Consider the following 22,576-nt stretch of genomic DNA (forward strand, 5'->3'; position numbering starts at 1 on the left):
TATGGGTTGGCAACAATATTTAATTAGCCGTCGAATTAAAAAGACAGGAATAAAAAAATGAAAAGCAAACTCACAACATTCACGCTGGCGATGGCGGCGCTGACGGTCAGTTCTGCCGTGAGTGCCAAAACGCTGGTGTATTGCTCCGAGGGATCGCCGGAGAACTTCAATCCTCAGTTATATACCTCCGGGACCAGCGTGGACGCCAGCGCGGTGCCGGTCTATAACCGGCTGGTGGATTTCAAACCCGGAACGACCGAGCTGGTGCCGAGCCTGGCAGAAAGCTGGGACGTGAGCGAGGATGGCAAGGTCTATACCTTCCATCTGCGCAAAGGGGTGAAGTTCCAGAGCAACAAGATCTTCAAACCCACGCGCGACTTTAACGCCGACGACGTGATTTTCTCGTTTATGCGCCAGAAAGACGTCAATCATCCGTACCACAATGTCTCCAACGGCAGCTATTCCAACTTCGAAAGCCTGGAGTTTGGCAGCCTGATTACCGCTATCGATAAGGTGGACGACCATACGGTACGCTTCACGCTTGCGCACCCGGAGGCGCCGTTTGTGGCCGATCTGGCATGGTATTTCGCCTCGATCCTCTCGGCGGAGTATGCCGACGCGATGCTCAAGGCCGGTACGCCGGAGAAGGTGGATATGGAGCCCATCGGTACCGGGCCGTTCAGGCTGGCGCAGTATCAGAAGGATTCCCGCATTCTGTTTACCGCCTTCCCGGAGTACTGGCAGGGCAAATCGAAGCTGGATCGTCTGGTGTTTACCATTACCCCGGACGCGTCGGTGCGCTTTGCGAAGGTCGAGAAAAACGAATGTCAGGTAATGCCGTTCCCGAACCCGGCCGATCTGCCGCGTATGAAGGCCAATAAAGATATCAACCTGATGAGCAAAGCGGGGCTGAACACCGGATTCCTGGCCTTCAACACGCAAAAACCGCCGCTGGACAACGTGAAGGTGCGTCAGGCGCTGGCGATGGCGATCAATAAACCGGCGATTATCGATGCGGTGTTCCACGGTACGGGCACGGCGGCGAAAAACCTGCTGCCGCCGGGCGTCTGGAGCGCGGACAGCGAGCTGAAAGATTACGACTACACGCCGGAGAAGGCCAAAGCGCTGCTCAAAGAGGCGGGATTCGCCAACGGTGTGACTATCGAGCTGTGGGCGATGCCGGTGCAGCGTCCGTATAACCCGAATGCAAAACGCATGGCGGAGATGATTCAGGCGGACTGGGCGAAAATCGGCGTGCAGACCAAAATCGTCACCTACGAGTGGGGCGAGTATCTCAAGCGGGTGAAGGGGGGCGAACACCAGGCGGCGCTGATGGGCTGGACCACGGCCACGGGCGATCCGGATAACTTCTTCGGTCCGCTGTTTACCTGTACCTCCGCGAACGGCGGGTCAAACTCGGCGAAATGGTGCTATAAACCGTTCGATAAAATCATCGCTGAGGCGAAATCAATAACCGATCGCGATAAGCGCGTGGCGCTGTACAAAGAGGCGCAGCAGATGATGCACGATCAAATGCCTGCGGTGATGATCGCCCACTCGACCATTTTCGAACCGGTGCGCAAAGAGGTAACGGGTTACGAAATTGATCCGTTCGGCAAACATCTGTTCTGGCAGGTGGATATCAAAGAGTAATTTCTTCTGCCCGGCGTGAGTCGGGCAACTTTTTCGCAATTTGTGCTCTCTACGCCATTTTTTGTCACACTCGCGACGACGATCTTTTGCTATAACTTCAACTGCATACTTGCAGATAACATGGAATACCATCATGCGTACTCAAACTTTATTTAAAGTTGCAGTGCTTTCTGGTCTGTTGGCGTTAGCGGGTTGTTCTTCAAAAGTCGCCGCGCCTGAACAGTACTCAGGCTTTTTAAAAGATTATTCTGGCTTGCAGCAAACCACCTCAGCGACGGGCAAACCTACGCTGCGCTGGGTAGATCCTTCCTATAACGAAGCGAATTACGACAGTATCCTGTGGACGCCAATCACCTATTATCCAGCGCCAAAACCAACCACACAGATTGGTCAAAAAACGCTGGATGAGCTTCTGAACTATACCAATACCAAAATGAAAACGGCTATTGGCCAGCGTAAACCGGTGGTGAGTACGCCGGGCAAACACAGCCTGATCTTCCGTGGCGCTATTACGGGTGTCAGCTCGCAGAAAGAGGGGCTCCAGTTCTATGAAGTGGTTCCCGTTGCGCTGGTTGTCGCAGGTACGCAGATGGCGACCGGTCATCGTACGATGGACACGCACCTGTTCTTTGAAGGCGAGCTGATTGATTCGGCGACCAACAAGCCGGTCATGAAGGTCGTGCGTAAGGGTGAAGGCAAAGAGCTGGCAAATGAAAATACGCCGATGGGCTTTGCGACGCTGAAGCAGGTTGTTGATGACATGGCGACCGATGCCACCATGTTTGATGTGCATCAGACCGCGAAGTAAGTAAAAAGCCGGGTGGCGCTTACGCTTACCCGGCCTACAAACGGCTCTGACACCCGGCTTCTTTATCGCATTACGCCATCCTGACTCTTCTGAACCAGGTCTCCGGCTTCATAAACATCACCATATTCCCCCCCAGAATCAGCACCAGCCCAACAATTCCGTTGATATGCCAGACATACCCTTCGTACACCGTTGAAATAGACAGCGCCACCAGCGGGAACAGCAGGGTGCTGTAGGCCGCTTTCCCTGCGCCAATGCGTCCTACCAGCGTGAAGTAAGCGCCAAACGCAATTACAGAGCCAAACAGCGCCAGATAGAGCAGCGCGCCGATATAGCTCACCGTCCACTCCGGCATAAAGCTATCGCCCCGGAACAGCGCGATACAGCCCATCACCAGCGTCCCGTACAGCATCGCCCAGGCGTTGGTGGTCATGGTTTCCAGCCCGTTACGCTGGTGGCGGAGGCTGATCATATTGCCCAGCGAGAACCCGTAGGTGCCGAGCGCGGACAGGCCAATGCCCGTCAAGAGCGACGCGCTCCAGCCGCTGGCGAGCAAATCGTCCCAGAAGAGGGTGATGATGCCGATTAACCCCAGCGCCGCCGCCGTCCAGAAGCGGGCAGGCGGGCGTTGTCCGAAGAAGATAAAGCTGTTGATGGCGTTATACAGCACCGCCATGCTGAAAATCACCGACTCCAGCCCGGTGTTAATGTGCGACGCGGCGGTGTAAAAGCACCAGAAGTTGAAGCAGAAGACGCAGCAGCCCTGCACCATGCAGAACAGGTGGTCGCGCAGGGCCAGCTTGCGCAGGCGGCGCAGGGCGATCAGGGCGATCATCATGATGGCGCAGGCCACGGCGAAGCGCCAGAAAATGGAGACCGGCGCCGCGACGGGCCCCTGTTGCAGGAAAATCGCAATCCAGGTGGTTCCCCAAATCACCACCACCAGTCCGTATAACAATGCGTTCATGTTTTCTCTCTTCTCAAGCGTCGGAAACCCGCATTGTGTCGCCAGAGGCGAAGCCGCGCTGTCACAGACTTGCGCGCCACTTGCAAATTCTTGCGCTTTTTTCTCGCGAGCCTACTGGCAACCGAGGGCAACACTTCTTAGACTGAGACTCCTTATCAATAACGTGTTAACGGTTATGTCTCACGCTTACGACACCTTCGAAACGCTTAGCCAACAGAACGCCGTGCTGCGGGAGACCGTGGCGCTCAACTCCGGCATTCAGCTGGCGGCGTGGTACAACAAGCACGACACCATCACCGTTAAAAGCAACCACCACACCCTGAGCCTGTACGTGGCCGACGGCTACGAGAGCTATCAAAAAACGCCGGGCGGCTGGAAAAACGGCGGCGGGCCGGACCGTTTCTGCCTGATGCCAAAAGAGAGCGAATCGACGTGGGATATCCGCGACGACCTGTCGTTTGTGCATCTCTACTGCACCGATGAACATCTGCGGGACGTGGGGGAGAAGATCTGGGATCGCCGCCCGCTGTCGCTGACGCTGGATGAAAAAATCTTCGGCAGCGATCCGAAAATCACCGCCCTGTACCGTCAGTTTTTGCTCGGCTGCGACTGGCAGCAAAAGGCCAATCAGCTGACCCTGAGCACCGCCTCCACGCTGCTGCTGACCCACCTGCTGCAAAACTACTCCAACGTGCAGTGGAAGCTGCCGGTGGTGACCGGGGGATTATCGCCGTTTGTCCTGCGCAACGTGCTGGCGTTTATCGAAGAGAACCTCGCACAGCCGCTGACCCTTGCAGAACTGGCGGCGCAGGCCGCGCTGAGCGAATATCACTTCGCGCGCATGTTCCGCCAGTCGATGCAGCTGGCGCCGCACCAGTACGTGATGCAGCGCCGGATGGAAAAAGCCAAAACCCTGGTGATGCACACCCAACAGCCGCTGACCGATATCGCGCTGGCCTGCGGGTTTAACTCGGCCAGCCACTTCAGCAACCGCTTTCGCAGCGTGACGGGCGTAACGCCTTCGCAGCTACGCGCGGCGAGCGCGTGACAGCAGGGCGTAACACATCCCGCCGCCAACCAGCCCCCAGAATGCTGAACCAATACCCAGAATCGTAACCCCGCTGGCGGTCATCAGGAAGGTGACGATCGCCGCGTCCCGCTCTGCTTCATGATTTAACGCCTGATACAGGCTGCCGCCGATGGTGCCAAGCAGCGCCAGCCCGGCCAGCGTCTGGATCCAGCTGAGCGGCAGGGCGGCCATCAGCCCGGCGATCGACCCGCCAAAAATCCCCGCCAGCAGATAAAAAATGCCTGCCGCCGCCGCTGCAATCCAGCGCTTGTCCGCATCCTGATGCGCGTCCGGGCTTTGGCAGATGGCGGCGGTGATCGCCGCAATGCAGATGGAGAAGACGCCGAAGGGGGAAAAGAGCAGCGCTAACCCGCCGGTTACGATCATTAACGGCGACACCGCCAGCGGATAGCCCGAGGCCTTCATGGTGGCAAACCCCGGCGCGTTCTGCGACGCCATCGTTACCAGGAAGAAGGGCAGCCCGATGCTTACCAGGCTCGCGAAGCTGAATTCCGGGGCAATAAACTGCGGCATCACCACGGAGAACGTGAGTTTATCCGTGACAACGTCACCGCCCGCCCAGGCGACGATGGTGCCCACCAGCAGCGTGGCGACGATGGCGTAGCGCGGGGCAAACGCTTTAGCCATCAGCCAGGCGGCGAACATGCTGCCGCACAGCAGGAAATGCCCGTCGAGGTGGCTGAACGCCTGTAGGCCAAAGCGCAGCAAGACGCCTGCCAGCATCGCGGCGGCAAGAGAGTGCGGGATAAGCTTCATCAGCCGGGCAAACAGCCCGGTTACGCCGCACAGCAATATCAGCGCGTTGGCAAAGACGAAAACGCCAATGGTTTCCGCGAGGGTTACGTCGTGCAGGCTGGTGGCGAGCAGCGCGGCGCCGGGCGTTGACCAGGCGGTGAGGACAGGGGCTTTGTACCACCATGAGAGCGCCAGCGTACTGACGCCCATCCCCAGGCCGAGCGCGGTCATCCAGCCGGCAATCTGCTGCGGGTTAGCGCCTGCGGCCGCGGCGGCCTGCCAGATGATGGCCGCCGAGCTGGCATAACCGACAAGGACGGCGACAAACCCGGCCAGGACGGCGGGAAAAAGCGGTGTTGAACTGCGCATGAAAACTCCATCGTGCGTTATAACGTCCGCGGTAATGTATCACTGTGCGTTATAGCGTACAAGTGGTACACTTTGCCCCAACGGGAGGAATATCATGGACATCACGCAACATCTTGCATCCACGCTGAAAGCCCTGCGTCAGGCGCGCGGGTGGAGCCTGTCGAAGCTTGCCGACGAAACGGGCGTGTCGAAGGCGATGCTCGGGCAAATCGAGCGCAACGAATCCAGCCCGACGGTCTCGACGCTGTGGAAAATCGCCACCGGGCTTAACGTCCCGTTCTCGGCGTTCATTACCCCTGACGCCAGCCCGGAAGCGGTGTTTGATCCGCAGCAGCAGGCGATGGTCGTTAAGCCGCTATTCCCCTGGGACGAGGCGCTGAAGTTCGATCATTTCTCGATAACGCTGGCCCCCGGCGCGCTGAGCGAATCCACGCCGCACGAGAAAGGGGTGATTGAACATGTGGTGGTGATAAGCGGCGAGCTGGAGATGCAAATCGACGGCGAATGGCGAACCATTGCGGCGGATTCCGGGGTGAGATTTGCAGGCGATAAACCCCACGCCTACCGCAACCGTAGCGCCCGGACGGTGCACTTTCATTCACTGATCCATTATCCCCGCTGACGAGAGAGATCTCCAAAAAATATGGGGCACGAAACCATTCCCTCGCCCCTTTGGGGAGAGGGTGAGGGTGAGGGGAACATACGGCTCAGGTGGTCATTCCGTTCACCTTAGGTTCCTTGCTTCTCTGTTACCACACTACTTGTGAACGTGTCAGGGCGGTTCACCGCCACCGCCCTGACCACCCGGGCTCCCGGCAAGAAAATCGCCGCTTCGCGGTGACCCTCAGCTTATTCCTTTCGGCTTTCGGGTCGGGCGCGATGCAACGTCCCTGTAAAACGCGCCCTCTCGGCGCATCCCTGCGCCTCGCCCCGGCCTACAGGAAACGCTTCGGCGATTTTCAGCCGGACTATGGCGTCGCTGTAACATCTTTATCTCTATAAATAATTCTCACCGCTTTATGGGAATACATTTACGGTTAACTCGAAGCCCGCTGACGCTACGCAAAACTGTTTCGCTGGCGCAGACTTCTGACTACAATAGCCGCCATTTTGACCATAACGGATAACGACGACGTATGCGCCTGCAATCCCATCATCTTGAACTTTTAAGCCCGGCCCGCGACGCCGCCATTGCCCGTGAAGCAATTCTTCACGGTGCCGATGCGGTCTACATTGGCGGCCCTGGCTTCGGTGCCCGCCATAACGCCAGCAACAGCCTGAGCGATATCGCCGAGCTGGTGCCGTTCGCCCATCGCTACGGGGCGAAAGTGTTCGTGACCCTGAACACCATCCTTCACGATGATGAGCTGGAGCCCGCGCAGCGTCTGATTACCGATCTCTACCAGACCGGCGTAGACGCCCTGATCGTTCAGGACATGGGCGTTCTGGAGCTGGATATCCCGCCAATTGAACTGCACGCCAGCACCCAGTGCGATATCCGCACCGTGGAAAAGGCGAAGTTTCTCTCGGCCGTGGGCTTCTCGCAGATTGTGCTGGCGCGCGAGCTGAACCTGAACCAGATCCGCGATATTCACCAGGCCACCGACGCCACCATCGAGTTCTTTATTCACGGCGCGCTGTGCGTGGCCTATTCCGGGCAGTGCAACATTTCCCACGCCCAGACCGGGCGCAGCGCCAACCGTGGCGACTGTTCGCAGGCGTGTCGTCTGCCGTACACCCTGAAAGACGACCAGGGCCGCGTGGTGGCCTTTGAAAAACACCTGCTGTCGATGAAGGACAACGATCAGACCGCCAATCTGGGCGCGCTGATTGACGCGGGCGTGCGCTCCTTCAAGATTGAAGGGCGTTACAAAGACATGAGCTACGTGAAAAATATCACTTCGCACTACCGTCAGATGCTGGATGCCATCATTGACGATCGCGGCGACCTGGCGCGCGCGTCGGCCGGGCGTACCGAGCACTTCTTTATTCCGTCGACCGACAAAACCTTCCATCGCGGCAGCACCGATTACTTCGTCAACGCGCGTAAGGGCGATATCGGCGCGTTCGACTCGCCGAAGTTTATCGGGCTGCCGGTGGGTGAAGTGCTGAAAGTGGCGAAAGATCACCTCGACGTGGAAGTGACCGAGCCGCTGGCGAACGGCGATGGCCTGAACGTAATGATCAAGCGTGAAGTGGTGGGTTTCCGCGCAAACACGGTAGAGAAAATCGGTGAAAATCGCTATCGCGTCTGGCCAAACGAGATGCCCGCGGATCTCTACAAAGCCCGTCCTAACGCGGCGCTGAACCGTAACCTCGACCACAACTGGCAGCAGGCGCTGCTGAAAACCTCCAGCGAGCGCCGCATTGCGGTGGATATCGAACTGGGCGGCTGGGAAGAACAGCTGATCCTGACCATGACCAGCGAAGACGGCACCAGCGTCACGCACACCCTGGACGGTCAGTTTGAGGTGGCAAACAACGCTGAAAAAGCGATGAACAGCCTGAAGGACGGCGTGGCGAAGCTCGGCCAGACCATTTATTACGCGAACCGCATTGAGGTGAATCTGCCCGACGCGCTGTTCGTGCCAAACAGCCTGCTGAACCAGTTCCGCCGTGAAACGGCAGAGATGCTGGACGCCGCACGCCTGGCGAACTACCCGCGCGGTAGCCGTAAGGCCGTTTCCGTGCCTGCGCCGGTCTACCCGGATACGCATTTGTCCTTCCTGGCGAACGTCTATAACCATAAGGCGCGCGCGTTTTATCATCGCTATGGCGTGCAGCTGATTGACGCGGCCTATGAAGCGCATGAAGAGAAGGGCGACGTGCCGGTGATGATCACCAAGCACTGTCTGCGTTTTGCCTTCAACCTGTGTCCGAAACAGGCCAAAGGCAACATCAAGAGCTGGAAAGCGACGCCGATGCAGCTGGTGAACGGCGATGAAGTGCTGACCCTGAAATTCGACTGCCGTCCGTGTGAAATGCACGTCATCGGCAAGATGAAAAACCACATCTTCAAAATGCCGCAGCCGGGCAGCGTGGTGGCCTCGGTCAGCCCTGAAGAGCTGATGAAAACCCTGCCAAAACGCAAGGACAGCTAATCAGCGAAAATGAGTCTCCGGTTTGCGCGACTTCTGCCAGTGGTGGTGCTCGCGCAAACCGTCTGCTGCATCCTCCGCCCGACTGCGCAGTTCGTCGCTGTCGGCTTCATGACGAAGCTGATGGTCGACGTTCTTCACCCACAAAAATTCATGCCCCTTGTGTCCCGCCATCAGCTGCCCTGAAAAGAGCGCGCAGATAAGCAGCACGCCAGATAACCCCTGTTTAATCATTCCGTCGCCCCTGCTGAATATTCCCGGCAATGATGCGGATAATTTCTTTTAGTTATTATTCAATAATTCAAATTCGCGAAAAGAGAGTGTCAGTTTCTGTGCGCACTGCGCCAGGAATAATCACCGGGTCTGATTGAGATTATTCTTAAAATGACATCGGTCAATGTCCCAAAACCGCGTCATATGACGGATATATGCAATGTAAAGTCAATAGAGTAAAGGAAGCGTAAAGCAAGGCTTTATTTCCACCCAAAATAAGTAAGCAAAGATAAATGGGATTAAGAGATTATTCTTATATAATGAGACTTTTCTGGCTAAGGATTGGGATCATCTAAATGAAAAGAAAAATAGCAGGGGCGGTTGCGGTGATAGCTCTGGCGGCGACGGCCTGCGTCAACTATGCCTACAGCGATAAGCCTGAATTTATGGAGTCTGCGGAGTCGCGGGTGGGATCATACTTGACCAGCGATTACGGTAAGGTTGCCTGCACCAGCACCAAAATTAATGAGCAACGCTGGGAGCTCGACTGCCTGAATCCGAGACAAGGGAAAAAGTTCCAGTTCGCGGTTTATTCAGCGGAACATGCCCCTTATGAAGTGTCGCGCTCTTTCTATCTCGAAGCGATTAACGAAGACGCGAAGCAGAGCGCGGATCAGGGATTAATGCGCTATCTGCAAATTAATACCCAGGCCGGCGCAACGCAGTCCTGATAATTAATGGGGTTAACAGAATTGTTTAGCCTTCGTTGAGATACGCAATGGTAGGGTACTTTTAGTCCACATCCTGTCAGGGAATGACGGGGACGTAGATACTAAAATACAAATCTATCCATGCAAGCATTTACCGCCATTATATGGCGGTATTTTTTTGTCCAGATCCCGCCCCGGCGGGAGAGCCGAAAAGGGAATGTTGTTTGCGGTACTGGGCCGGAGAGAGTGAAAATTGCTGGCGGAAATGGTGGCGCAGGGTGGCGGAATGGCCAAAACCGGTCTGCTCGGCAATGCTGTCGACGCTAAGGCGGCTGTTTTCCAGATAATCTTTCACCCGCAGCAGACGTTCGTTGAGCAACCAGCGGGCCGGCGTGGTGCCCGTGGCATCCTGAAAGCGGCGTAAAAAGGTGCGCTGGCTCATTCCCACACGGCTGGCGAGGCGCTCAACGCTGTGCGGCTGTGCCAGATTCTGGTGCAGAAAATCGAACAGTTGCCCCATACGCTGGCTTTCCCGAAGCTGCGCTACCGGGCGGCTGAGCTGCTGCGTCTGCGAGCCGTCACGGTGCGGAGGGATCACCAGCCGACGCGCCACGCGGTTAGCCGCCTCGGTGCCGTAGTCCCGGCGGATCACGTGTAAACAGAGGTCAATTCCGGCGGCGCTGCCCGCCGAGGTCAGAATGTCCCCCTCGTCCTGATAGAGCACATCTTCCACCACCTTTATGGCAGGAAAGCGCTGCCGGAGAGCGTCGGTATAGCGCCAGTGGGTGGTGGCGCGTCGTCCGTCCAGCAGGCCGGAGGCCGCGAGCACAAACACGCCGGAGCAAATCGACAACACCCGGCAGCCTCTGCTATTGGCCCGGCGCAGCGCCCCGCACAGCGCGTCCGGAACCGGGGCGTCCAGTCCGCGCCAGCCGGGCACCACCACCAGATCCGCGTCGTCCAGCAGGCTCAGGTCGCCGTCGGCCAGAATACGTATGCCGCCCGTCGCCCGCAGCTCGCCATCATCCACCGCCGCCACGGCGAAACGATACCAGTCATCGCCCATTTCCGGGCGGGGAAGACCGAAGATCTCGACCGCAACGCCAAACTCGAAGGTGCATAGTCCGTCATACGCCAGCACCACCGCGCGCGGGCGGGCAGGCTGTCGTAAGTTTGTCATCATTTTGCGGTTTTCTGGCATGAGCGGATGCATTCAGTAGATGAATTTGTGAATAGAGTAGTGTTAACACAAACGCCAAACCGGAGAAAGAGTCATGAGCTATGTCACTGAATTTCCTGCCGCAGAGCCGCAGGAGGCGGTCACCCATTTTTTACGCCGCCTGAGCGTCGAGACCGACTGCGCCGACGTGCATCACGCCCTCGAAAACCAGCAGCAGGACTTCGTTTTACTGCACGTGGTAGGGAAAGCAGAACAGTTTGCCCGTCGCCACGTGCCGGGAGCGCTGCATCTGCCCTGGAGCCAGATCGCCGCAGAGCGCATGGCGCAGTGGCCAGCCGATACGCTGTTCGTGGTGTACTGCGCCGGGCCGCACTGCAACGGTGCCGACCGCGCCGCGCTGAAGCTGGCCCGCCTGGGGCTGCCGGTCAAAATCATGCTCGGCGGCATCACCGGCTGGGAAGATGAAAAGTTTGCCTTTGCGGGTGAAAGCGAAACCGCTACGCAGGGATCATGAATTTTTTTCAACACAGATGAAATTTTCTCGTTTGTCCTGACGGGGCGGATATGACATCTTTTTTGGACATTTAGACATCCAGAAGTCTAAAGATTCAAATAATGAATTATCACTGCTGGCAACTACCGCCAGCAGACAGAGGAGATTTCCATGCAACGACAACACGCCCCGTACCGCGCCGATGTAGTAGGCAGCTTTTTACGCCCGGATGCCATCAAGCAGGCTCGCCAGCAGTTTGCCAGCGGTGAAATTGATGCGGGGCAGCTTCGCGCCGTAGAGGACGAGGCTATCCGCCACGTTGTCGAACAGCAGTGCGCCTGCGGCCTGCACGTTGTCACCGACGGCGAGTTTCGTCGCGCCTGGTGGCATTTTGACTTCTTCGACGGCTTGCAGGGCGTGGAGCGCTACGACGCAAATCAGGGGATCCAGTTCAACGGCGTGCAGACCAAAGCGCACGGCGTGCGCGTGACGGGCAAACTCGGCTTTGGCGATCACCCGATGCTGGAAGATTTCCGCTATCTGAAAAGCATCAGCGGCAATGCCCAGCCGAAGATGACCATTCCAAGCCCGAGCGTGCTGCACTTCCGCGGCGGCCGCAAAGATATCGACGCCACCGTCTACCCGGATCTTGACGCCTATTTCGACGATCTGGCGACCACCTGGCGCGACGCGATTCAGGCCTTTTACGCCGCAGGCTGCCGTTATTTGCAGCTGGACGATACCGTCTGGGCGTACCTTTGCTCTGACGATCAGCGCCGCCAGATCCGCGAACGCGGGGATGATGCAGACGAACTTGCGCGAACCTATGCCCGCGTGCTGAATAAAGCGCTGGAAGGCAAGCCGGAGGATCTCACCGTCGGGCTGCACGTCTGCCGCGGCAACTTCCGCTCGACCTGGATTTCCGAAGGCGGCTACGAGCCGGTGGCCGAAGTGCTGTTTGGCACGGTCAACGTTGATGCGTTCTTCCTGGAGTACGACAACGACCGCAGCGGCGACTTTGCGCCACTGCGCTTCGTGCGCCCCGGCAAGCAGCAGGTGGTGCTCGGCCTGATCACCACCAAAAACGGCGAGCTGGAGAACCCGCAGGGGGTTAAAGCGCGTCTGGAGGAGGCGGCGAAGTACGTGGCGAAAGAGCAAATCTGCTTAAGCCCGCAGTGCGGCTTTGCCTCGACCGAAGAGGGCAACACCCTGAGCGAAACCCAGCAGTGGGACAAGGTGCGTCTGGTGACGCAGATCGCCAGCGAAGTCTGGTAAGGAGTAAGCAGCGCTGCATTATAAAAGTGCAGCGCTGACTCATTGTGAGTCGTTTTCCCGCCACGCCGTTTCTTCATCCCTGCAAATCCACCGTCTTCATCCTGGCATCCTTTTTGCTCTGTCTAAGCTGACACCTTTTTCTGCGTCCACGCCGTAACGGACGTTTTCGCACAGCTTTCTTTTCAGGAGTGAAAATATGCATCGTCGTACCTTGTTAAAAGCTTTTGCACTGTCGGCCAGCGTGGTTGCAATGGGAATGAGTTTTGGCGTACAGGCTGCCGACACCATCAAAGTGGGGATCATGCACTCGCTCTCCGGCACGATGGCGATTTCCGAAACGCCCCTGAAAGACGTTGCGCTGATGACCATCGATGAGATCAACGCCAAAGGCGGCGTGCTGGGGAAAAAGCTGGAGCCGGTGGTGGTGGATCCCGCCTCTAACTGGCCGCTGTTTGCCGAAAAAGCCCGTCAGCTTCTGAGCCAGGATAAAGTGGCGGTGGTCTTCGGCTGCTGGACGTCGGTGTCGCGCAAATCGGTGCTGCCGGTGTTTGAGGAGCTGAATGGGCTGCTGTTCTATCCGGTTCAGTACGAAGGGGAAGAGATGTCGCCAAACGTCTTCTACACCGGGGCGGCGCCTAACCAGCAGGCGATCCCGGCGGTGGAGTACCTGATGAGCGAGGACGGCGGCAGCGCGAAGCGCTTCTTCCTGCTCGGTACCGACTACGTTTATCCGCGCACCACCAACAAGATCCTCCGCGCCTTCCTGCACTCAAAAGGCGTCGAGGATAAAGATATCGAGGAGGTCTACACCCCGTTTGGCCACAGCGATTACCAGACCATCGTTGCCAACATCAAAAAATTCTCGGCGGGCGGAAAAACGGCGGTGGTGTCGACCATCAACGGCGATTCCAACGTGCCGTTCTATAAAGAGCTGGCAAACCAGGGGCTGAAGGCGACCGACGTGCCGGTGGTGGCCTTCTCGGTAGGCGAAGAGGAGCTGCGCGGGATCGACACCAAACCGCTGGTGGGCAACCTGGCGGCGTGGAACTACTTTGAGTCCGTTGATAACCCGACCAACCAGGCCTTCGTGGCGGATTACAAAGCCTACGCCAAAGCGCACAAGCTGCCGAACGCTGACTCGGTCGTCACCAACGACCCAATGGAGGCCACCTACGTGGGCATTCATATGTGGGCGCAGGCGGTAGAAAAAGCGGGCACCGCCGACGTAGACAAAGTGCGTGCGGCGATGGCGGGGCAGTCCTTTAAGGCGCCGTCGGGCTTTACGCTCACCATGGACGCGACTAACCACCACCTGCACAAGCCGGTGATGATCGGCGAAATCGAGGGCAACGGGCAGTTCAACGTGGTGTGGCAGACCGAAGAGCCGGTGCGCGCCCAGCCGTGGAGCCCGTTCATCGCCGGGAATGACAAAAAGCCTGACCAGCCGATGAAAACCGCCAGCAACTAAGCCACGCCGGGAGAAAGCCATGAACGCCATGCGCATTATCGTCGCACTTGTATGGCTTGCCGGACTGCTGCCAGGGATGGCGCAGGCATCGGATGCCGATAACTTTGTTGCCGCCAGCCGCAGCCAGCAGGCTGCGATGCTGGAGCAGTGGGCCGCGTCGCCCGACCCGGCACGCCTGCCGCTGTTGCGGGCCCTGCAAAAAGAGAGCCTGTTTCTCGATAGCCAAAAACACGCCTTCGTGCGCAATAAGGACAAGTTCGTGCCGCTCGGTGATGCCGCTGCCGCACAGGGCCAGACCAAAGCCGTCCGCCTGACCAACCGGCTGCGGGTAATATCCGCCACCGCGCTGGCAACGCATCAGCTGGTGAGTGACAGTGTCACCGAAAGGCGCGCCGCCGCCCGCCAGATCCAGCGCGACGTGCGGCCGGATATGGCCGATTTTCTGCAAACGCGCCTGAACAGCGAAACGGACGACGTGGCGCGCCAGTCGCTGAAGCTGGCGCTGGCGGCCCTGCAACTCGCCAGCCCGCAGGCGGAGGTTCGCCGCAGCGCCGTGACGCTGTTGGGGCAGTCTGACGATCCGGACGTGCAGTCAACGCTCACGCCGTTTACGCAGCCGCAAACCGAGCCGGATGCCGGCGTGCGCGCCGCCGCGCAGGAGAGCCTCGACGGCATTCAGCATCGTCTGATGTGGGGGGATCTGCTCGGCCAGGCCTTTATGGGGATGTCGCTGGGCTCCGTGCTGCTGCTGGCGGCGCTCGGGCTGGCGATCACCTACGGGCTGCTTGGGGTGATCAATATGGCGCACGGGGAGATGCTGATGCTCGGGGCATATGCAACCTGGATGGTGCAGCAGGCGATGGCGCAGTTTACCCCGCAGTGGCTGGCGCTCTATCCGGTGGTGGCGCTGCCGGTGGCCTTTATGCTGACCGCGTCGGTGGGGATGGTGCTGGAGCGCACGGTGATCCGCCATCTCTACGGCCGTCCGCTGGAAACCCTCCTCGCCACCTGGGGGATCAGCCTGATGATTATTCAGCTGGTGCGCATGACCTTTGGCGCGCAAAACCTGGAGGTGGCTAACCCGGCCTGGCTCTCCGGCGGGGTGCAGGTGTTCGCCAACCTGACGCTGCCCTGGAACCGCATCGTGGTGCTGGGCTTTGTCCTGCTGGTGCTGTTCTTCACCTGGCTTATTTTGAACAAAACCCGTCTGGGGCTGAACGTGCGTGCGGTGACGCAAAACCGCAGCATGGCGGCCTGCTGCGGCGTGCCGACCGGGCGCGTGGACATGCTGGCCTTTGGGCTGGGATCGGGGATTGCCGGGCTGGGCGGCGTGGCGCTCTCGCAGCTGGGCAACGTCGGCCCGGAGCTGGGACAGGGTTATATCATCGACTCGTTCCTGGTGGTGGTGCTCGGCGGCGTCGGGCAGCTGGCGGGCAGCGTGGCGGCGGCCTTTGGGCTGGGCATTTTCAACAAAATTCTGGAGCCGCAGATGGGGGCCGTTCTCGGCAAAATCCTGATTCTGGTGGCGATCATTCTGTTTATTCAGAAGCGTCCGCAGGGGCTGTTCGCCCTGAAAGGGAGGGTTATTGACTGATGAGCCAGCCGCTTACCTTAACGCTGGCGCGTAAAGCGCCGCGAACCACCCGGATTGTCGGCAGCCTGCTGGTTGCCTTCCTGCTGGTGCTGCCGTTTATGGCGCTGTTGCCCGCCACCCATCCGCTGGCGCTCTCAACCTGGATGTTGACCCTTATCGGCAAGATCCTCTGCTACGCCATCGTTGCCGTGGCGCTGGATCTGGTCTGGGGCTACGCCGGAATGCTGTCGCTCGGCCACGGGATATTTTTTGCCCTCGGCGGCTATGCGATGGGGATGTACCTGATGCGTCAGGCGGCGGGCGACGGCCTGCCTGCGTTTATGTCGTTTCTCTCCTGGAGCGAGCTACCGTGGTTCTGGTGGGGCACGCAGCACTTCGCCTGGGCGCTGGTGCTGATCGTCGCCGTTCCCGGCCTGCTGGCGCTGGCGTTCGGCTGGTTTGCGTTTCGCTCAAAAATCAAAGGGGTCTACTTCTCCATCATGACCCAGGCGCTGACCTACGCGGGAATGCTGCTGTTCTTTCGTAACGAAACCGGCTTTGGCGGCAACAACGGTTTTACCGGCTTTACCACGCTGCTGGGCTTTTCGGTGACCGCCACCACCACGCGCATCGCGCTGTTTGTCGCCACCGTGATGCTGCTGTTGCTGGCGCTGGGGATCGGCTTTGCGCTGGCGAAAAGCAAGTTTGGCCGCATTCTGACGGCGGTGCGCGATGCGGAAAACCGCCTGACCTTCTGCGGCTACGATCCGCGCGGCTTTAAGCTGCTGGTCTGGACGCTCTCCGCCGTGCTGTGCGGGCTGGCGGGGGCGCTGTATGTCCCGCAGGTGGGGATTATCAACCCCGGCGAAATGTCGCCGACCAACTCCATTGAAGCGGCGATCTGGGTGGCGCTGGGCGGTCGCGGCACGCTCGTCGGCCCGGTGATTGGCGCGGCGCTGGTCAACGGCGCGAAAAGCCTCTTTACCGTGGCGATGCCGGAGTACTGGCAGCTGTTTCTGGGGCTGATTTTTATCGCCGTCACGCTGTTTTTACCGCGCGGCGTCTACGGTCTGTTTCGTAAGGGAGAGAAATAATGCAGCCAGCCGAAGGCCTTTTTACCCGCCAGCTGCCGGGCGATCGCTACCGGGAACAAACCGATCCGGTGCTCCAGCTTGACGCCATCAACGTGAATTTTGACGGCTTTCAGGCGCTGACGGATCTGTCGCTCAATATCGGCGTAGGGGAGCTGCGCTGCGTGATTGGCCCTAACGGCGCGGGGAAAACCACGCTGATGGACGTTATCACCGGCAAGACGCGGCCCCAGAGCGGAAGGGCGATTTACGATCAGTCTATTGACTTAACCGCGCTGGACTCCGCCGCCATCGCCCGTCAGGGGATCGGGCGCAAATTCCAGAAGCCGACGGTGTTCGAAGCGCTGACGGTGTGGGAAAACCTTGAGCTGGCGATGAAGTGCGATAAGTCGGTGTGGGCCAGCCTGCGGGCAAAGCTGACCGGGGAACAGGCCGACCGCATTGACGAGATGCTGGTTCTGCTGCGCCTGAGCGGGGAACGCGACCGCCGCGCCGGGCTGCTTTCCCACGGCCAGAAGCAGTTTCTGGAGATCGGGATGCTGCTGGTGCAGGACCCGCATCTGCTGTTGCTCGACGAGCCCGCCGCCGGGATGACGGATGCGGAAACTGAATACACCGCCGAGCTGTTTCGCACCCTGGCGGGCAAACATTCGCTGATGGTGGTGGAGCACGACATGGGGTTTGTCGAAACCATTGCCGATCGCGTAACCGTTTTGCATCAGGGCCGCGTGCTGGCGGAAGGATCGCTACGCGAGGTGCAGGCCAACGAGCAGGTGATTGACGTCTATCTGGGGCGCTAAAGGAGCCGACATGCTACAGGTTAACGAACTGAATCAGTATTACGGCGGGAGCCACATCCTGCGCGGCGTGAGCTTCGAGGCGGTGACGGGGGAAGTGACCTGCCTGCTCGGGCGCAACGGGGTGGGTAAAACCACGCTGCTGAAGTGCCTGATGGGGCTGATCCCGGCGAAAACGGGCGAGGTGATCTGGCAGGGCAAGAAGATCACCCACAGCAGGCCGCACCAGCGGGTGCAGTCCGGCGTGGCCTACGTGCCGCAGGGGCGGGAGATCTTTCCGCGCCTGACGGTGGAAGAGAACCTGCTGCTGGGGCTGTCGCGGTTTTCCGCGCGGGAGGCGAAAAGCGTGCCGGAAGAGATCTGGCAGCTTTTCCCGGTATTAAAAGAGATGAGGCACCGTCGCGGGGGCAATCTCTCCGGCGGGCAACAGCAGCAGCTGGCGATTGGCCGCGCGCTGGCGAGCCGTCCGCAGCTGCTCATTCTGGACGAGCCCACCGAGGGCATTCAGCCGTCGGTCATCAAAGAGATTGGGCTGGTGATCCGCCAGCTTGCCAACCGGGGTGATATGGCGATTCTGCTGGTGGAGCAGTTTTACGACTTCGCCGCCGAGCTGGCGGACAGCTACCTGCTGATGTCGCGCGGGAGCATTATCCAGCGCGGACGCGGTGAAAATATGGAGCAGGAGGGCGTTCGCGGGCTGGTTGCGATTTGAAATGTTATACTATAACATCCTCATTCTTATAAAACGGAATGAGGGTTTTGTTTTGGCTATACATATTGGGAAATTTGCACTGGCTCTGGGGGCGCTGCTGGTCAGCGGCCAGCTGTTCGCCCACTCGCACGGTCACCAGATGACCGAGGCCGAGCAGAAAGCGGCGAACGGCGTGTTTGATGATAAGGACGTCAAGGATCGAAAACTGTCCGACTGGGACGGGACCTGGCAGTCGGTCTACCCGTTCCTGGTCGACGGCGCGCTGGATCCGGTATTTAAAAAGAAAGCCGAAAAGGACAAGAGCAAGACGTTTGACGAGGTGAAGGCCTATTACCGCACCGGTTACGCCACCGACGTTGATTCCATCGGCATTGAAAACAACGTGATGGAGTTCCACAAAGGCAAGGCGGTGAGCAGCTGCCGGTATGATTACAGCGGCTATAAGATCCTGACCTACGCGTCGGGCAAGAAGGGCGTTCGCTACCTGTTTGAGTGTAAAGACGCCAGCAGCACGGCGCCGAAATTTGTGCAATTCAGCGACCATATCATCGGGCCAAAAGCCTCCTCGCATTTCCACATCTTTATGGGCAACACCTCCCACGAGTCGCTGCTGAAAGAGATGGATAACTGGCCGACCTATTATCCAAACGAGATGTTTAAAGAGCAGGTGGTGGAGGAGATGCTGCACCACTAAGCGGTTACGTTTGCCGGGTGGCGCTGCGCTTACCCGGCAAACGTTGGCTAAATACGATGCAATTAGGGTTTTGTAGGTCGGGTAAGCGTAGCGCCACCCGACACGCTGTAGCTATTCTTGACGCTCATCCCGCGTAAAATCATCAGCCACGCCACCACGATTGCCGCCATCATGATGGCAAACAGCGACCAGTGCGGCATGTGGGTCAGGATAATCCCGGTGATCATCGGGTTTGCGGCGGCACCCAGCCAGCCCAGCGCCTGCGCGGAGAAATAGCTCGCTTTCATTCCCGGCGGGGCGATGTTATCAATCAGCATGTACTCACCCGGCGCGTAAATAATCTCCCCGAGGGTAAAGATCGCGGCGGCGATCCCCCAGTAGACCAGGTTCTCACCGGACACCATAAATCCGCCTAAGCCAATAATGAAAAACAGGGTTGCCGCCGTCATCAGCGGGCGAATGTTAGTGGCTGAGATCTTGCGTCCGAGGACGTATTGCAGCGTCACCACCACGGCGGCGTTGACCGGAAGCACCACGGCGACCACCTTCTGTGCGAAATCGCTGTCGGCGTTTGCGGCCAGCACGTACTGGGAAATACAGGTGGCAAACGATCCCCCAACGTAGGAGGCGAGCAGGCCCGACAGCGTATACCAGAACAGCGCCCGGTCTTTCAGCAGGATCGACGGTTGCCACGGAGCCGCTTGCTCTGCGCTATCAGCGGCAACGCTTTTTTGTACATAAAACTGGATAAACACCAGCGGCAGCGCGGCGCAGACGGCCGCCAGCCAGAACGGCAGTTGCAGGCTGTACATCACCAGCCAGGTGCCGATCGGCGGGCCGACGGTCCAGCCGATGTTCAGAAAGCTGTAGTTCAGCGAGAAGACGCGCGCCTTTTCGCTCGACGTTAATACGTCAGAGAACCAGGCTTTCAGCACGGTGGAAAAGACGGAGTAGGCGCAGTTAATCAGCGAGAAGAACAGCACCACCAGGGTGACGTTATCCACCAGCGGGATCGCCGCGAAGCCCAGAATAAAGGCCGCGATGGCGATCAGCATGTAGCGCTTTTTATCGAACTTGTCGGCGAGAATGCCGAATCCCAGGCTAAACACCACGCCAACGGTCAGCGCGATCGTCAGGGCATAACCGATATTCTCAACGCTCATGCTATAGACGCGCGTTAAATAGATGGTCATAAACGGCAGCGTGGCCCCGCGACCAATGGTTAATAACAATGACGATGCCAGCAGCGCCGCGGTTGAGCGCCTGAGAGAGGGTTTCATAATGGTATCCGACGAATGCTCAGTAATTTTTTGTCATGTCTTATCAGGATTATCACGCCATACGCGTCTTGTATAGCACCTGTTTTATCCGTAAGTGCTTCGCCTGACTGCCAAAATTAATGATCTATTCGCGGCGCTATTATTTCTGTTACCTTGAAGTGTTTACAATTTTTTAATAATTAAGGGCAGGGTATGACGCGTAAAGACGGACTGCTGGCGCTGCTGGTGGTCATAGTATGGGGACTGAATTTTGTGGTCATCAAAATGGGCCTGCACAATATGCCGCCGCTGATGCTGGCAGGTCTGCGTTTTATGCTGGTGGCCTTCCCGGCGCTGTTTTTTATCGCCCGTCCTAAGATCCCGTTTCGTCTGCTGCTGGGCTACGGCCTGACCATCAGCTTCGGCCAGTTCGCCTTTCTGTTTTGCGCGATTAAATTTGGCATGCCGGCCGGACTGGCGTCGCTGGTATTACAGGCCCAGGCCTTCTTTACCATTATTCTCGGCGCGTTTGTCTTTGGCGAACGCTTGCAGGGCAAACAGCTGGCGGGAATTACGCTCGCGGTCTTTGGCGTGCTGGTTCTGGTGGAGGCCAGCCTTAACGGGCAGCACGTGGCGCTGCTCGGCTTTATGCTGACCCTGGCGGCGGGGCTGAGCTGGGCCTGCGGCAACATCTTCAACAAGCTGATTATGCAGCACGAGGCCCGCCCGGCGGTGATGTCGCTAGTGGTCTGGAGCGCGCTGATCCCCATCGTGCCGTTTATGGTGGCCTCGCTGATCTTTGACGGCCCGGCGCAGATGGTGCAAAGCCTGGTGAATATCGATCTGACGACCATTCTGTCTTTGGTTTACCTGGCGTTTGTCGCCACGATTGTGGGCTACGGGATCTGGGGCTCGCTGCTCGGGCGCTACGAAACCTGGCGCGTGGCGCCGCTCTCGCTGCTGGTTCCGGTAGTGGGTATCGCCAGTGCGGCGCTGCTGCTGGGGGAAACCTTAAGCGTGTTGCAGATGCTGGGCGCGGTGCTGATCATGGCCGGGCTGTATATCAACGTATTTGGGTTACGCTTTCGCCGGACGGCGCAGGTGAGAAACTAAAGCTAAAAAAAGCCCCGCATCCGCGGGGCAAAAACGAATCACAGGTCGTGGTTGTAATACGGCACGCCTAATTCGTCGGATTTGTCGCTGCCAGCACCCATGTGGTTAAAATCAAAGGGGGTCTGGTTGTTTGCAGAGGGCAGGATCATCGCGTCGCGATTGTTCTGCTGCGCTGCAACGGGAGTTTGCTCCGCAAAAGTCTGGCCGGAGACCAGCACCAGTAAGGTGAGGGCGGCGGAGGCGATAAATTTCATGATTTCCTCGGTTACGTCTGTACAGGCGATGATTAACTACAGTGTTTTAACGGATAAAGGTATCGGGATTCGCCAGGCATACTGGTAATGCGATACTTATGCGGCGGCACGTCGAAATAGTTCTTGAACGTGCGGGTCAGGGTCTGTTGCGATTCAAACCCGTAGCGCTCCGCCAGATAAAGGATCGGTTCATTACTTTCTTTGAGCTTCTGGGCAATTTCCGTCAGCTTACGGCTGCGAATATATTGACCTAATGAATGACCGGTCTCTTTTTTGAACATCCGTTGCAGGTGCCATTTTGAGTAACCTGAACGCTCAGACACCTTTTCAAGGGAGAGCGGCGATTCCAGGTTATCTTCGATCCAGTCCAAAATGCTATGAATGGTGATAGCGTCAGTATTGCGTCTGGACATCGTCATACCTCTTTCTGTTTACGGCAGTATTTTCTTAAGCAAAAGCTCAAGCGTTGCCACTTCATCTGCCGTTAAGTTTTTTGTTAGTTCCTGGTGCAGTGTTTGTCCTACTAATTGGTGACATTGCTCGCACATCGCCGCGCCGTCGCTGGTGAGTTGCACCAGTACGCCGCGTTTGTCGTTAGGGTTTGGGCTTCTTTCAATCCAACCTTTGCAGACGAGGCGATCCAACATGCGCGTCAGGGCGCCGAGATCGACAGAAAGGACCTTTTTCAGCTCAACGGGGGTGATACACACTTCGCAGCGAATGGAACACAGCACTTTGAACTGTGTTGCGGTGATATCAAGCGGAGACAGGTAGTCGTTAAGCAGGCGGTCTTTTTTCTGGTTAACCATATGAATAAGACGACCCAGTGGGATGATGTCGTTAAAGAGATCACTGGTGTTTTTCACAATGGTTGCCCTGGCAAGTAGTTTAGTCACGGCAGATATTATTGCTCAGGCAAGTATAAGTCAACTGAATGACTCAGCCGATGCCACGAATTGCTAAAACGTTTCATGAACTTTTTTTTGCAGCTTTCAAATCAGAAACATAACGAACCGTTATCGTA

The 22,576-nt window shown here is 58.0% G+C and carries 23 protein-coding genes; 15 read left to right on the forward strand and 8 right to left on the reverse strand.

Going from position 1 to position 22,576, the window contains the following annotated elements; translation table 11 throughout:
* The first annotated feature begins 57 nt into the window (after positions 1-57).
* The gene (locus ACSVHP_RS01830; protein ID WP_447550783.1) at positions 58-1,653 is read left to right on the forward strand and encodes an ABC transporter substrate-binding protein; all 1,596 of its coding nucleotides are present in this window, start codon (positions 58-60) and stop codon (positions 1,651-1,653) included.
* Positions 1,654-1,786: 133 nt separating this feature from the next.
* Complete coding sequence (locus ACSVHP_RS01835; protein WP_234675023.1) at positions 1,787-2,461, forward strand: DUF3313 domain-containing protein; 675 nt, start codon at positions 1,787-1,789, stop codon at positions 2,459-2,461.
* Positions 2,462-2,531: 70 nt separating this feature from the next.
* Here the strand turns inward: ACSVHP_RS01835 and ACSVHP_RS01840 are convergent, their stop codons facing one another.
* Positions 2,532-3,428, reverse strand: coding sequence for a DMT family transporter (locus tag ACSVHP_RS01840; RefSeq protein ID WP_447550784.1), 897 nt, complete (start codon positions 3,426-3,428; stop codon positions 2,532-2,534).
* 175 nt (positions 3,429-3,603) lie between these two features.
* Here ACSVHP_RS01840 and ACSVHP_RS01845 point away from each other — a divergent pair, with 175 nt between their 5' ends.
* The gene (locus ACSVHP_RS01845) at positions 3,604-4,476 is read left to right on the forward strand and encodes a helix-turn-helix transcriptional regulator (protein WP_447550785.1); all 873 of its coding nucleotides are present in this window, start codon (positions 3,604-3,606) and stop codon (positions 4,474-4,476) included.
* Here ACSVHP_RS01845 and ACSVHP_RS01850 read toward each other — a convergent pair.
* A complete protein-coding gene (locus tag ACSVHP_RS01850; RefSeq protein ID WP_447550868.1) occupies positions 4,456-5,643 on the reverse strand; it encodes a benzoate/H(+) symporter BenE family transporter in 1,188 nt (395 codons plus the stop codon). The genes ACSVHP_RS01845 and ACSVHP_RS01850 overlap by 21 nt on opposite strands.
* 73 nt (positions 5,644-5,716) lie before the next feature.
* Between ACSVHP_RS01850 and ACSVHP_RS01855 the strand changes: the two genes are divergently transcribed.
* Together ACSVHP_RS01855 and ACSVHP_RS01860 are read left to right on the forward strand one after the other, a co-directional pair.
* Entirely contained in the window at positions 5,717-6,244 is a 528-nt protein-coding gene (locus ACSVHP_RS01855) for a helix-turn-helix domain-containing protein (RefSeq protein WP_447550786.1), read from the forward strand.
* Between the two features lie 514 nt (positions 6,245-6,758).
* Complete coding sequence (locus ACSVHP_RS01860) at positions 6,759-8,723, forward strand: peptidase U32 family protein (RefSeq protein ID WP_447550787.1); 1,965 nt, start codon at positions 6,759-6,761, stop codon at positions 8,721-8,723.
* On the opposite strand, the gene ACSVHP_RS01865 is transcribed toward ACSVHP_RS01860, so the two are convergent.
* Complete coding sequence (locus tag ACSVHP_RS01865) at positions 8,724-8,954, reverse strand: DUF2554 family protein (RefSeq protein ID WP_234675029.1); 231 nt, start codon at positions 8,952-8,954, stop codon at positions 8,724-8,726.
* 335 nt (positions 8,955-9,289) lie between these two features.
* On the opposite strand from ACSVHP_RS01865, the gene ACSVHP_RS01870 reads away from it, so the two are divergent.
* Complete coding sequence (locus ACSVHP_RS01870) at positions 9,290-9,664, forward strand: hypothetical protein (protein WP_447550788.1); 375 nt, start codon at positions 9,290-9,292, stop codon at positions 9,662-9,664.
* A gap of 139 nt (positions 9,665-9,803) precedes the next feature.
* Here ACSVHP_RS01870 and ftrA read toward each other — a convergent pair whose 3' ends face one another.
* Complete coding sequence (ftrA, locus tag ACSVHP_RS01875) at positions 9,804-10,844, reverse strand: transcriptional regulator FtrA (RefSeq protein WP_447550789.1); 1,041 nt, start codon at positions 10,842-10,844, stop codon at positions 9,804-9,806.
* A gap of 73 nt (positions 10,845-10,917) precedes the next feature.
* Between ftrA and ACSVHP_RS01880 the strand changes: the two genes are divergently transcribed.
* The 8 genes from ACSVHP_RS01880 to zinT all read left to right on the forward strand — a co-directional run bounded on the left by ACSVHP_RS01880 (position 10,918) and on the right by zinT (position 18,926).
* Entirely contained in the window at positions 10,918-11,337 is a 420-nt protein-coding gene (locus tag ACSVHP_RS01880) for a rhodanese-like domain-containing protein (protein ID WP_447550790.1), read from the forward strand.
* A 150-nt stretch (positions 11,338-11,487) separates the two neighbouring features.
* Complete coding sequence (locus ACSVHP_RS01885) at positions 11,488-12,591, forward strand: cobalamin-independent methionine synthase II family protein (RefSeq protein WP_447550791.1); 1,104 nt, start codon at positions 11,488-11,490, stop codon at positions 12,589-12,591.
* 196 nt (positions 12,592-12,787) lie between these two features.
* On the forward strand, positions 12,788-14,059 hold the full coding sequence (urtA, locus tag ACSVHP_RS01890) for an urea ABC transporter substrate-binding protein (RefSeq protein ID WP_447550792.1): 1,272 nt from the start codon (positions 12,788-12,790) through the stop codon (positions 14,057-14,059).
* Between the two features lie 19 nt (positions 14,060-14,078).
* On the forward strand, positions 14,079-15,653 hold the full coding sequence (urtB, locus tag ACSVHP_RS01895; protein ID WP_447550793.1) for an urea ABC transporter permease subunit UrtB: 1,575 nt from the start codon (positions 14,079-14,081) through the stop codon (positions 15,651-15,653).
* Positions 15,653-16,726: an urea ABC transporter permease subunit UrtC gene (gene urtC, locus ACSVHP_RS01900; protein WP_447550794.1), complete on the forward strand. Its 1,074-nt coding sequence runs from the start codon at positions 15,653-15,655 to the stop codon at positions 16,724-16,726. Before urtB ends, urtC begins: the two co-directional genes overlap by 1 nt.
* A complete protein-coding gene (gene urtD, locus ACSVHP_RS01905; protein ID WP_234675037.1) occupies positions 16,726-17,523 on the forward strand; it encodes an urea ABC transporter ATP-binding protein UrtD in 798 nt (265 codons plus the stop codon). Before urtC ends, urtD begins: the two co-directional genes overlap by 1 nt.
* Before the next feature lie 10 nt (positions 17,524-17,533).
* Positions 17,534-18,232: an urea ABC transporter ATP-binding subunit UrtE gene (gene urtE, locus ACSVHP_RS01910; RefSeq protein WP_447550795.1), complete on the forward strand. Its 699-nt coding sequence runs from the start codon at positions 17,534-17,536 to the stop codon at positions 18,230-18,232.
* A gap of 52 nt (positions 18,233-18,284) precedes the next feature.
* The gene (gene zinT / locus ACSVHP_RS01915) at positions 18,285-18,926 is read left to right on the forward strand and encodes a metal-binding protein ZinT (protein WP_447550796.1); all 642 of its coding nucleotides are present in this window, start codon (positions 18,285-18,287) and stop codon (positions 18,924-18,926) included.
* Positions 18,927-18,988: 62 nt separating this feature from the next.
* Here the strand turns inward: zinT and ydeE are convergent, their stop codons facing one another.
* Positions 18,989-20,206: an efflux MFS transporter YdeE gene (gene ydeE, locus ACSVHP_RS01920; protein ID WP_447550797.1), complete on the reverse strand. Its 1,218-nt coding sequence runs from the start codon at positions 20,204-20,206 to the stop codon at positions 18,989-18,991.
* Between the two features lie 192 nt (positions 20,207-20,398).
* Between ydeE and eamA the strand changes: the two genes are divergently transcribed.
* Positions 20,399-21,298, forward strand: coding sequence for an O-acetylserine/cysteine exporter (gene eamA, locus ACSVHP_RS01925; protein ID WP_447550798.1), 900 nt, complete (start codon positions 20,399-20,401; stop codon positions 21,296-21,298).
* Positions 21,299-21,336: 38 nt separating this feature from the next.
* On the opposite strand, the gene marB is transcribed toward eamA, so the two are convergent.
* Genes marB through marR form a run of 3 tightly spaced genes read right to left on the reverse strand, consistent with a single transcriptional unit; the run spans position 21,337 to position 22,418 of the window.
* Positions 21,337-21,552, reverse strand: coding sequence for a multiple antibiotic resistance protein MarB (gene marB, locus ACSVHP_RS01930; protein ID WP_234675042.1), 216 nt, complete (start codon positions 21,550-21,552; stop codon positions 21,337-21,339).
* A 32-nt stretch (positions 21,553-21,584) separates the two neighbouring features.
* On the reverse strand, positions 21,585-21,965 hold the full coding sequence (gene marA, locus ACSVHP_RS01935) for an MDR efflux pump AcrAB transcriptional activator MarA (protein ID WP_001303241.1): 381 nt from the start codon (positions 21,963-21,965) through the stop codon (positions 21,585-21,587).
* A gap of 18 nt (positions 21,966-21,983) precedes the next feature.
* Positions 21,984-22,418 (reverse strand): multiple antibiotic resistance transcriptional regulator MarR, encoded by a 435-nt coding sequence (gene marR / locus ACSVHP_RS01940; protein ID WP_234675043.1) that lies wholly within the window; start codon positions 22,416-22,418, stop codon positions 21,984-21,986.
* Positions 22,419-22,576 lie beyond the last annotated feature (158 nt).

Source organism: Enterobacter sp. 186315, assembly GCF_053290175.1.

What these genes read in the sequence shown, in the direction of transcription:
- urtD (WP_234675037.1), top strand. Translation starts at nt 16,726, where the DNA reads ATGCAGCCAGCCGAAGGCCTTTTTACCCGCCAGCTGCCGGGCGATCGC.
- ftrA (WP_447550789.1), bottom strand. Translation starts at nt 10,844, where the DNA reads ATGCCAGAAAACCGCAAAATGATGACAAACTTACGACAGCCTGCCCGC.
- urtC (WP_447550794.1), top strand. Translation starts at nt 15,653, where the DNA reads ATGAGCCAGCCGCTTACCTTAACGCTGGCGCGTAAAGCGCCGCGAACC.
- ACSVHP_RS01860 (WP_447550787.1), top strand. Translation starts at nt 6,759, where the DNA reads ATGCGCCTGCAATCCCATCATCTTGAACTTTTAAGCCCGGCCCGCGAC.
- urtE (WP_447550795.1), top strand. Translation starts at nt 17,534, where the DNA reads ATGCTACAGGTTAACGAACTGAATCAGTATTACGGCGGGAGCCACATC.
- ydeE (WP_447550797.1), bottom strand. Translation starts at nt 20,206, where the DNA reads ATGAAACCCTCTCTCAGGCGCTCAACCGCGGCGCTGCTGGCATCGTCA.
- eamA (WP_447550798.1), top strand. Translation starts at nt 20,399, where the DNA reads ATGACGCGTAAAGACGGACTGCTGGCGCTGCTGGTGGTCATAGTATGG.
- marB (WP_234675042.1), bottom strand. Translation starts at nt 21,552, where the DNA reads ATGAAATTTATCGCCTCCGCCGCCCTCACCTTACTGGTGCTGGTCTCC.
- ACSVHP_RS01855 (WP_447550786.1), top strand. Translation starts at nt 5,717, where the DNA reads ATGGACATCACGCAACATCTTGCATCCACGCTGAAAGCCCTGCGTCAG.
- ACSVHP_RS01885 (WP_447550791.1), top strand. Translation starts at nt 11,488, where the DNA reads ATGCAACGACAACACGCCCCGTACCGCGCCGATGTAGTAGGCAGCTTT.
- urtB (WP_447550793.1), top strand. Translation starts at nt 14,079, where the DNA reads ATGAACGCCATGCGCATTATCGTCGCACTTGTATGGCTTGCCGGACTG.
- ACSVHP_RS01865 (WP_234675029.1), bottom strand. Translation starts at nt 8,954, where the DNA reads ATGATTAAACAGGGGTTATCTGGCGTGCTGCTTATCTGCGCGCTCTTT.
- ACSVHP_RS01870 (WP_447550788.1), top strand. Translation starts at nt 9,290, where the DNA reads ATGAAAAGAAAAATAGCAGGGGCGGTTGCGGTGATAGCTCTGGCGGCG.
- ACSVHP_RS01840 (WP_447550784.1), bottom strand. Translation starts at nt 3,428, where the DNA reads ATGAACGCATTGTTATACGGACTGGTGGTGGTGATTTGGGGAACCACC.
- ACSVHP_RS01830 (WP_447550783.1), top strand. Translation starts at nt 58, where the DNA reads ATGAAAAGCAAACTCACAACATTCACGCTGGCGATGGCGGCGCTGACG.
- urtA (WP_447550792.1), top strand. Translation starts at nt 12,788, where the DNA reads ATGCATCGTCGTACCTTGTTAAAAGCTTTTGCACTGTCGGCCAGCGTG.
- ACSVHP_RS01845 (WP_447550785.1), top strand. Translation starts at nt 3,604, where the DNA reads ATGTCTCACGCTTACGACACCTTCGAAACGCTTAGCCAACAGAACGCC.
- marA (WP_001303241.1), bottom strand. Translation starts at nt 21,965, where the DNA reads ATGTCCAGACGCAATACTGACGCTATCACCATTCATAGCATTTTGGAC.
- ACSVHP_RS01880 (WP_447550790.1), top strand. Translation starts at nt 10,918, where the DNA reads ATGAGCTATGTCACTGAATTTCCTGCCGCAGAGCCGCAGGAGGCGGTC.
- ACSVHP_RS01835 (WP_234675023.1), top strand. Translation starts at nt 1,787, where the DNA reads ATGCGTACTCAAACTTTATTTAAAGTTGCAGTGCTTTCTGGTCTGTTG.